Annotated in this window: 12 protein-coding genes and 1 tRNA gene; 1 reads left to right on the forward strand and 12 read right to left on the reverse strand. The window is 61.3% G+C overall.

Features of this window, described 5'->3' with window-relative positions:
* The 11 genes from nuoG to Q0S16_RS22820 form a co-directional block, all read right to left on the reverse strand.
* Window positions 1–1,374: NADH-quinone oxidoreductase subunit NuoG (gene nuoG / locus Q0S16_RS22770; RefSeq protein ID WP_295853514.1), on the reverse strand; the 1,374-nt coding region annotated here is incomplete at its 3' end.
* Window positions 1,371–1,634 carry a hypothetical protein gene (locus tag Q0S16_RS22775; RefSeq protein ID WP_295853523.1) on the reverse strand — a complete coding sequence of 88 codons (264 nt, stop codon included), beginning with the start codon at window positions 1,632–1,634 and terminating at the stop codon, window positions 1,371–1,373. The genes nuoG and Q0S16_RS22775, both read right to left, overlap by 4 nt.
* 16 nt (window positions 1,635–1,650) lie before the next feature.
* Window positions 1,651–2,976 carry an NADH-quinone oxidoreductase subunit NuoF gene (gene nuoF / locus Q0S16_RS22780; RefSeq protein ID WP_295853526.1) on the reverse strand — a complete coding sequence of 442 codons (1,326 nt, stop codon included), beginning with the start codon at window positions 2,974–2,976 and terminating at the stop codon, window positions 1,651–1,653.
* An 11-nt stretch (window positions 2,977–2,987) separates the two neighbouring features.
* Window positions 2,988–3,182 (reverse strand): hypothetical protein, encoded by a 195-nt coding sequence (locus Q0S16_RS22785; RefSeq protein ID WP_295853552.1) that lies wholly within the window; start codon window positions 3,180–3,182, stop codon window positions 2,988–2,990.
* A gap of 17 nt (window positions 3,183–3,199) precedes the next feature.
* Window positions 3,200–3,997, reverse strand: a complete 798-nt coding sequence (gene nuoE / locus Q0S16_RS22790) for an NADH-quinone oxidoreductase subunit NuoE (RefSeq protein WP_295853529.1) — start codon at window positions 3,995–3,997, stop codon at window positions 3,200–3,202.
* Between the two features lie 10 nt (window positions 3,998–4,007).
* Window positions 4,008–4,976: an FkbM family methyltransferase gene (locus Q0S16_RS22795; RefSeq protein ID WP_295853532.1), complete on the reverse strand. Its 969-nt coding sequence runs from the start codon at window positions 4,974–4,976 to the stop codon at window positions 4,008–4,010.
* Entirely contained in the window at window positions 4,973–6,166 is a 1,194-nt protein-coding gene (locus Q0S16_RS22800) for an NADH-quinone oxidoreductase subunit D (protein WP_295853535.1), read from the reverse strand. The genes Q0S16_RS22795 and Q0S16_RS22800 overlap by 4 nt, the downstream gene beginning before the upstream one ends.
* On the reverse strand, window positions 6,163–6,771 hold the full coding sequence (locus Q0S16_RS22805) for an NADH-quinone oxidoreductase subunit C (RefSeq protein WP_295853538.1): 609 nt from the start codon (window positions 6,769–6,771) through the stop codon (window positions 6,163–6,165). The genes Q0S16_RS22800 and Q0S16_RS22805 overlap by 4 nt, the downstream gene beginning before the upstream one ends.
* Window positions 6,768–7,019 carry a hypothetical protein gene (locus Q0S16_RS22810; RefSeq protein ID WP_295853541.1) on the reverse strand — a complete coding sequence of 84 codons (252 nt, stop codon included), beginning with the start codon at window positions 7,017–7,019 and terminating at the stop codon, window positions 6,768–6,770. Before Q0S16_RS22810 ends, Q0S16_RS22805 begins: the two co-directional genes overlap by 4 nt.
* A 13-nt stretch (window positions 7,020–7,032) precedes the next feature.
* A complete protein-coding gene (locus Q0S16_RS22815) occupies window positions 7,033–7,677 on the reverse strand; it encodes an NADH-quinone oxidoreductase subunit B family protein (protein ID WP_295853542.1) in 645 nt (214 codons plus the stop codon).
* Window positions 7,647–8,012, reverse strand: a complete 366-nt coding sequence (locus Q0S16_RS22820; protein WP_295853545.1) for an NADH-quinone oxidoreductase subunit A — start codon at window positions 8,010–8,012, stop codon at window positions 7,647–7,649. The genes Q0S16_RS22815 and Q0S16_RS22820 overlap by 31 nt, the downstream gene beginning before the upstream one ends.
* A 425-nt stretch (window positions 8,013–8,437) precedes the next feature.
* Here Q0S16_RS22820 and Q0S16_RS22825 point away from each other — a divergent pair, with 425 nt between their 5' ends.
* Entirely contained in the window at window positions 8,438–8,653 is a 216-nt protein-coding gene (locus tag Q0S16_RS22825; RefSeq protein ID WP_295853548.1) for a DUF3072 domain-containing protein, read from the forward strand.
* A 129-nt stretch (window positions 8,654–8,782) separates the two neighbouring features.
* Here the strand turns inward: Q0S16_RS22825 and Q0S16_RS22830 are convergent.
* Window positions 8,783–8,859, reverse strand: a tRNA-Asp gene (locus tag Q0S16_RS22830).
* Window positions 8,860–9,058 lie beyond the last annotated feature (199 nt).

The following is a 9,058-nucleotide window of genomic DNA, read 5'->3' on the forward strand; positions in this document are numbered from 1 at the left end:
GCGCGACACAGCGCCAGCGCCAACCAGCACGATCGGCTTCTTGGCACCCTTCAGCACGTCGGCGAAGGCATTCTTGCCGGCGGCGAGTTCAGCCAGCGAATCGCTGCCCGCGCCGAGATAGTCGTAGAGATAGGTCAGGTCGGCCTTCTCGCCGATCACGGCAATCTTGAGCTGGCCGGTGCGCCAGCGCTTGCGGATGCGCGCGTTGAGAACGGCGGCTTCCTTGCGCGGGTTCGAGCCGACGATCAGCAACGCATCGGCCTCCTCGATCCCGGCGATGGTCGGATTGAAGATGTAGGAGGCACGGCCGGCGGCGGGATCGAAGGCGCTACCGTCCTGTGTCGCGACATTGGCCGAGCCCATGCTGGCCAGCAGCTGCTTCAGCGCGAACATTTCCTCGATCGCGGCGAGATCGCCAGCAATGGCGCCTATCTTGTTCGGTTCGGTGCGCGCCACCTTCGCGGCGATCGCGCCAAAAGCCTCCGCCCAGCTTGCCACGCGCAGCTTGCCGTTTTCACGAACGAACGGGCGATCCAACCGCTGCGCGCGCAGACCGTCGACGATGTGGCGGGTCTTGTCGGAAATCCATTCCTCGTTCACCGCCTCGTTGACGCGCGGCAGGATGCGCATCACTTCGCGGCCGCGGGTGTCGACACGGATCGCAGAGCCGACCGCGTCCATCACGTCGATCGACTGTGTCTTGGTGAGTTCCCACGGGCGCGCGGCGAACGCATAGGGCTTCGAGGTCAACGCGCCCACCGGGCAGATATCGACCAGATTACCCTGCAACTCCGAGGTCAGCGCGCTTTCCAGATAGGTGGTGATCTCGACGTCTTCGCCACGACCGAGAAGGCCCATTTCCGGCACGCCGCAGACTTCCGTCGCGAAGCGAACGCAGCGCGTACACTGGATGCAGCGGGTCATCGAGGTCTTAACCAGCGCGCCAAGATATTTGTCCTCGACGGCGCGCTTGTTCTCGGCAAAGCGGCTGGTATCGACGCCGTAGCCCATGGCCTGGTCCTGCAGGTCGCACTCGCCGCCCTGGTCGCAGATCGGGCAATCCAAGGGGTGGTTGATCAGCAGAAATTCCATCACGCCCTCGCGGGCCTTCTTGACCATCGGCGACTTGGTCGAAATCTCCGGCGGCTCGCCCTTCGGGCCCGGCCGGCAGTCGCGCACGCCCCAGGCGCAGGAGGCGACCGGCTTCGGTCCACCCTTCACCTCGACCAGACACATCCGGCAATTGCCGGCGATCGACAGCCGCTCGTGGTAGCAGAAGCGCGGGATCTCGGCGCCCGCCGCCTCACACGCCTGCAACAGCGTGTATTCGGCGGGAACATCGATCTCTTTGCCGTCGATGATGAGTTTGGTCATGCGCATGCACCTCCACCTTCACCAGGCAAACCGGCAAAGGCACTTTCGAATTGCGGATGCTTCTTCACGATCGCGACCCACAAGTCCAACATATCCGACCCAACAATGTGACCGACTCCAAGTCTCAGCATCTTCCAATCATCCGTCGACATCATCGGTTGAGTTTCAACAAGCGCGACATTCAACGCGCGATCACATTCTTGCAGACACCGGATGACCACACCCGCGACATCGGGATTATCGAACGGAATGTCGCTCATCCGGAATTCCATCGCCCTACTCCGCCGCGACCATATGCGCGGGATCGAGAATACCCTGATCATCGAGGCTCGCCTTGCGGCTGAAATCGTCGATGCGGCGTTCGATCTCCGGGCGGAAGGCGCGGATCAGGCCCTGCACCGGCCACGCGGCGGCATCGCCGAGCGCGCAGATGGTGTGGCCTTCGACCTGCTTGGTGACTTCCAGCAGCATGTCGATCTCGCGCTTGTGGGCGCGGCCCTCGACCATGCGGTTGAGCACCCGCCACATCCAGCCGGTGCCTTCGCGGCACGGCGTGCACTGGCCGCAGCTCTCATGCTTGAAGAAGTAGCTGATGCGCGCGATCGCGGCGACGATGTCGGTGGACTTGTCCATGACGATCACGCCGGCGGTCCCGAACGACGACTTCACCGCGCGGGTGCCGTCGAAATCCATGATCAGATCTTCGCAATCCGCCGCCGGGATCAGCGGGCAAGACGCGCCGCCCGGAATGATCGCCAGCAGATTGTCCCAGCCGCCGCGAATGCCGCCGCCATGCTTCTCGATCAGTTCGCGCAATGGAATGCTCATGGCATCCTCGACAACGCAGGGCGTGTTGACGTGACCGGAGATGCCGTAAAGCTTGGTGCCGACATTGTTCGGGCGACCGATGCTGGCGAACCACGATGCGCCGCGGCGCAGGATGTCCGGCGCGACCGCGATCGACTCGACATTGTTCACCGTCGTCGGGCAACCATAGAGGCCGACATTGGCCGGGAATGGCGGCTTCAGGCGCGGCTGGCCCTTCTTGCCCTCGAGGCTCTCCAGCAGCGCGGTCTCTTCGCCGCAGATATAGGCGCCCGCGCCATGGGCGACGTAGAGATCGAACGGGAAGCCGTGGACGTTGTCCTTGCCGATCAGCTTGGCTTCGTAGGCCTGATCGATCGCAGCCTGCAGATGCTCGCGCTCGCGGATGAATTCGCCGCGGACATAGATGTAGCCGACATGGGCGCCCATCGCGCAGCCGGCGATCCGGCAGCCTTCAATCAGCAGATGCGGATCGTGCCGCATGATCTCGCGATCCTTGCAGGTGCCGGGTTCGGATTCGTCAGCGTTGACGACGAGGTAGCTCGGCCTGCCATCGGCGGAATCCTTCGGCATGAACGACCATTTCATGCCGGTCGGGAAACCCGCGCCGCCACGGCCACGCAGGCCGGAGGCCTTCATTTCGGTGATGATCCAGTCACGCCCCTTGTCGAGAATGGCCTTGGTGCCATCCCAGCTTCCGCGACGGCGCGCGCCTTCCAGGCCCCAGTCTTCGAGGCCGTAGAGATTGCGGAAAATGCGGTCCTTGTCGTCGAGCATGTTGACCTCGATCAGCGATGGGTCTGCTTGTAGGCGAGCATCGCGGCGCAGCCGCCGAACACCAACGCCCATAGCAGACTGGATTCAAGCGTGGCGCTCAGAAAAAAGCGCTGCAGCAGGAAAATGAAACTTGCAGCCGCGGCAGTATGCAGCGCGATGTACAACCATTTGTTCATCGTCACGGCACCAGTCTGCGTTTCCGCCATAAGGGAAATATCAGATATCACTTCTTGCGTCCCTTCACAGGGCCACTGCCGGTCGGCGGATTCTTTTTCGTGGCATCGGCGGCCGGCGGCTTCGGCGCCGGGCGCTCCTGCGCGTTAGCGGCCTCGGTCTGTTTTTTCGGCTCCGCGTCGGCCAGCGCCGGCTCCTTTGGCGTTTCCACCTCCGCGGGCTTCGTATGGGTCATGGCGCCGCCACCGATCAGCGTACGCGCACCGCCCTCGGGCGCGGCGAACTGTCGACCGATCTGCGATCCCGGCTTCGGCGGTGTGCCGGCGGCGAAGCCGTCGATCAGGCTGTTGAGGCTCTCCTTGGTGAGATCCTCATAGGTGTCGCTCCAGATCATGGCCATCGGGGCATTGACGCAAGCGCCGAGGCACTCGACCTCTTCCCAGCTGAAATCCTCGTCCGCCGACAGCTGGAAGGGATCGTGATGGATGCGATGCTGGCAAACCTCGATGAGATCGCCTGCGCCGCGCAGCATGCAGGGCGTGGTGCCGCAAACCTGGATATGCGCCTTCTTACCGACCGGCTGCAGCTGAAACATCGTGTAGAAAGTCGCAACTTCCAGCACGCGAATATAGGGCATGCTGAGCAAATCGGCGACGACGCGTAGCGAGGCCTCCGAAATCCAGCCGGCATGCTGCTCCTGCGCGCGCCACAGGATGGCGATCACCGCGGAGGCCTGCCGGCCCGGCGGATATTTTTCCATCTGCTGCTTCGCCCACGCCAGATTTTCCGGCGTGAAACTGAAGGTCGCTGGTTGCAATTCTTTCGGTGCCAGGCGGCGAACGGCCATTGTCAGTCTCTCATTGAGCGCGGCGCGAAGCGCTCGCATTCAGGCTGTTGATACGATCGAGCCAGAATACGCTCGCGGTACCAAACACGTTGTAACCGACGTGGGTGGACACCTTAATGCGATCGAGGATCGATAATTCGGTAACGGTCTCGAAACGATTGCTGACCGGGTCATGTACGATCAGCCTTAGCGGAGTCTGGTCAAGGATATAGCGCGACACCGTGTGGCGGGCGTCGTTGCCATGCTCCTCACACATAATCACCGAGTCGCCCGCGAGCAATCGCGCGCCGCCCTTGATGGCATCGATCTCGACGCCCTCGACATCTAGCTTGATCAGGTACTTGCCGTCCGGCGACACCTTGCCGTCGTCGATCAGATCGTCAAGCGCGAGCACCGGCACGGGTTCGCCGCCGGCATCCGCCGCGCCGGCGATGCTGAAGGCCTCGTGCTTGGTGCCCGACAGATTGGCGCTGCCGCGCGCCGCGCCGATGGCGCATTTCATGACCTCGAAACGATCGCCATTTAGGCGCGCATTATTCGCAAGCCCCGCGAAATTTTGCGCGGACGGCTCGATCGCGATGGCTCTGTGCGATCCAAACGGCGCACTCGACACCAGCACCGACCAGTAGCCATAATTGGCGCCGCAATCGAGCAAGGTGTAATCGACGCCAACGGAATCCCGGAACAGCAATTCGAGTTCGTCCTCGTAGGAAAACGTCGCGTTGAGCAGCTTGCTCCAGTAGCCGTCGCCATAGGGAAAAGCGAACAACGCGTCCGGATTGAGCTTCACCACGAGGTCGCGCTCCGGCAACGCCTTGCGAAGCAGATTGGCGCACATGTTGTAGCCGCGATGTGCGAATGGCGCGGACAGTTTCGAGCCTGCCATCAGTGCGAACGCGGCCAGACGCTCCCAGGGATTGACGCCCTGGAGAACGCCGGAGGACCGGTCAAACTGGATGGGAGGCTGCGCGGATGTCACCGATCGACCTCGCCGAACACGATATCGATCGAGCCAAGGATCGCCGAAACGTCGGACAGCAGATGTCCCTTGCAGAGGAAGTCCATCGCCTGCAGATGCGCGAAGCCCGGCGCGCGGATCTTGCACTTGTAGGGCTTGTTGGTGCCGTCCGATACCAGATAGACACCGAACTCGCCCTTCGGTGCCTCGACGGCGACATAGACCTCGCCTTCAGGAACGCGGAAGCCTTCGGTGTAGAGCTTGAAATGATGGATCAGCGCTTCCATCGAGCGCTTCATCTCGCCGCGACGCGGCGGCGTCACCTTGTGATCCTCGGCCATCACCGGGCCCTGCCCGTCCGGCTCGCGCAGTTTGGCAATGCACTGCCGCATGATGCGGACCGACTGCCGCATCTCTTCCATGCGGATGCAGTAACGGTCGTAGCAGTCACCGTTCTTGCCGATCGGGACGTCGAAATCCATCTCGGCGTAGCATTCATAGGGCTGCGACTTGCGTAGATCCCACGCCGCCCCCGAACCGCGCACCATCACGCCGGAAAAGCCCCACTTCCAGGCATCCTCCAACGACACCACACCGATATCGACGTTGCGCTGCTTGAAAATGCGGTTACCGGTCAGCAGCGTTTCGAGATCGGCGACCACCTGCAGGAACGGGTCAAACCAGGCGTCGATATCGTCAATCAGCGCCGGCGGCAGGTCCTGATGTACGCCGCCGACGCGGAAATAGGCCACGTGCATGCGCGAACCCGACGCGCGCTCGTAGAACACCATCAGCTTTTCGCGCTGCTCGAATCCCCACAGCGGCGGCGTCAGCGCGCCGACGTCCATCGCCTGCGTGGTGACGTTGAGCATATGCGACAGAATGCGGCCTATCTCGCAATACAATACGCGGATCAACTGCGCGCGGCGTGGCACCGTGACGCCGAGCAGCTTTTCCGCGGCGAGACAGAACGCATGCTCCTGATTCATTGGCGCGACGTAATCGAGCCGGTCGAAATAGGGAATCGCCTGCAGGTAAGTCTTCTGCTCGATCAGTTTCTCGGTGCCGCGATGCAGCAGGCCGATATGCGGATCGACGCGCTCGACCACTTCGCCGTCAAGCTCCAGCACCAGCCGCAGCACGCCATGCGCCGCGGGATGCTGCGGGCCGAAATTGATGGTGAAATTACGAACGCTGGGCTGTTCGGTCATGGCTTGACCTCCGCCTTCTCGTCACCGGGCAGAATCGAATAATCCGCGCCCTCCCAGGGCGAGAGGAAATCGAACTTGCGGAATTCCTGGTTGAGGCGAACCGGTTCATAGACCACGCGCTTTTCCTGGTCGTCGTAGCGAACCTCGACGAAGCCGGAGAGCGGAAAGTCCTTGCGCAGCGGATGACCATCGAAACCGTAGTCGGTGAGCAGCCGGCGCATATCCGGGTGACCGACGAAGATCACACCGTAGAGGTCATAGGCCTCGCGCTCGAACCAGTCGGCACCGGGAAACACCGAGATGATCGACGGCACCTGGGTGGTCTCGGAAGCCTCGGCCTTGAGCCGGATCCGAATGTTCAGCGCCGGCGACATGAAGTGGTAGACCACTTCAAAACGCTTTTCGCGACCGGGATAATCGACGGCGGTAATATCGACGAAACTGACAAAGCGGCAACCGGGATCGTCGCGCAGGAAGCGCACGATATCGACGATCCGGGCAGCTTCCACCGCCAGCGTCAGTTGGCCGAAGGCCACCGACGAGCCGACGATAGCGCCGGGTAATGCGGCCTTGATGGTTTCGCCAAGACTGGAAAGATCAGTCACTTTTGGGTCTCCAGCTCGCTCAGGCGCCGTTCGAGGACCCCAAGCCGCTCTTCAAATTCGCCAGTCACAATCTTGCTGAGCAGACTGTCAGCGCCAGGCGCGTGACGGAATGTCACCAAGGACTCATCCATTTTTTTCAATCGATTTTCCACCTCACCGAAGCGAAAATCCATGTGGCTGGGGAGTTCCGATATCTCCCCACGCATCTCACCTAGCAAAGGAATGACCATGTCCTGGGGATCAGCCATCTGCCTCTCCTGATTAACGTTCAATCGTCCCCGTCCGCCGGATTTTTTTCTGCAGCAACAGCACGCCGTACAGCAGGGCTTCGGCGGTCGGTGGACAACCCGGAACGTAGATGTCGATCGGCACGATGCGGTCGCAGCCACGCACCACCGAATAGGAGTAGTGGTAGTAGCCACCGCCATTGGCGCAGGAGCCCATCGAGATCACGTAGCGCGGCTCCGGCATCTGGTCGTAGACCTTGCGCAGCGCCGGCGCCATTTTGTTGGTCAGCGTACCGGCCACGATCATGACATCGGACTGCCGCGGCGAGGCGCGCGGCGCGAAGCCGAAGCGCTCGATATCGTAACGCGGCATCGACACCTGCATCATCTCGACCGCGCAGCAGGCCAGACCGAAGGTCATCCACATCAGCGAGCCAGTGCGCGCCCAGGTGATCAGATCGTCGGTCGCCGCCACGAAGAAGCCCTTGTCCGACAATTCGGCATTGACCTCGAGGAAATACGGATCATTAGCGCCCACCGGCTTTCCGGTATTCGGATCGATGAGGCCGGTCGGCGCCCTGGAAACCAGCGGCTGGGCGCCGACCGGACGGGACGACGGTGTCGACTGCGGGGAGGTGATCACGGGGCTCAATCCCATTCGAGGGCGCCTTTCTTCCATTCATAGGCGAAACCAATGGTGAGGACACCGAGAAACACCATCATCGACCAGAAGCCAGTCGCACCCAGCTTCCCGAAGGCGACCGCCCACGGAAACAGAAACGCCACTTCCAAATCGAAGATAATGAACAGGATCGCCACAAGATAGAACCGCACATCGAATTTCATACGGGCATCGTCAAAAGCATTGAATCCGCATTCATAGGCGGACAGCTTTTCCGAATCAGGCTGCTGGTAGGCAACGATGAAGGGAGCGATTAGCAGCGCCGCGCCGATAAAAGTGGCGATGCCGATAAAGACCACAAGTGGAAGATAATTCTGCAAGATGCCGTTCATCGGCGATCCCTATCCCCATGGCGCGAATTTGGCCACAGATTCGAATATTGGAATGGTTCTGAGGCTTAGCGCAGCGCAACAATGGGCGCAAGACAAGCGATGAGGGGTCAGGAATGCGGCAGCGCCCTTGCAGTGTCGACGACGTTACGCAGCATCTGGCCCTGGAGTTGCGAACCCGGCAGGTTGCCTGCGGTGCGGGTCACTCCCCCTGATTTTTCGCACCGCAACAGCGCTGCCGGACGACCCTCCGCCATCCTAGATGTCCCGCCATGGCTGCCCCCGTGAGCGGCGTTACCTGCATCCAGAACTGCATTTGCGTCATCGCAAATTCAGCTTGGCGTGAGTCGGCAATGTTGATATAGAACAAAAAGAGAACATCAAGGCAAGTCACGCATCGAGCACCGTCCCCACTTCCGGAGATCTCCATGGCCCGCACCGCCTCGTCACCCGCCACCCGATCCTATGCGGAACTTCCCGACCGGCTATCTGTCCCGATGACACGCGGCCAGGCCCTGACGTTGAAATCGCTGGCGATCGAGGCCTATCAACCGAAGCAGTTCGCCTCTGACCTGACCCGCGTCGAAGCGGCACGGCGGATCGAGGAGTTGAAGCAGGAGATCGCACTGGCGGATTCGTTCTAGGCGAACGCGTTCCCGGATCAGAAGACGATATCAAACGGCATGACATGCGCCGGCCATGAGATGTTAAATGGTGCGGTTATCGCTGTGAAGCACCCGGGTTAGACCAAAGTGACGCCATTCCCTAGGGAATGGCGCGAGAGACGGGACTCGAACCCGCGACCTCTGCCGTGACAGGGCAGCGCTCTAACCAACTGAGCTACTCCCGCGTGGATGTCTAAAATCCCGCAGTGGTGGTGGAGATAAAGGGCGGATCATTTGAAGTCAAGGACGTTGCGAAACCCTCGCCCGGTCCGGCGTTTTTAAGGCGACCGATGCAAATAAGCCCGTGTTTACAGGCCAAACATCGTAGGCACCGTCGCGCCGAATCGCTTAAGCCCTGCTACGTCTAAGGTTTAGAGATCGACA

The sequence above is a fragment of the Tardiphaga sp. genome (assembly GCF_025356345.1).
Taxonomy (GTDB): Bacteria; Pseudomonadota; Alphaproteobacteria; order Rhizobiales; family Xanthobacteraceae; genus Tardiphaga.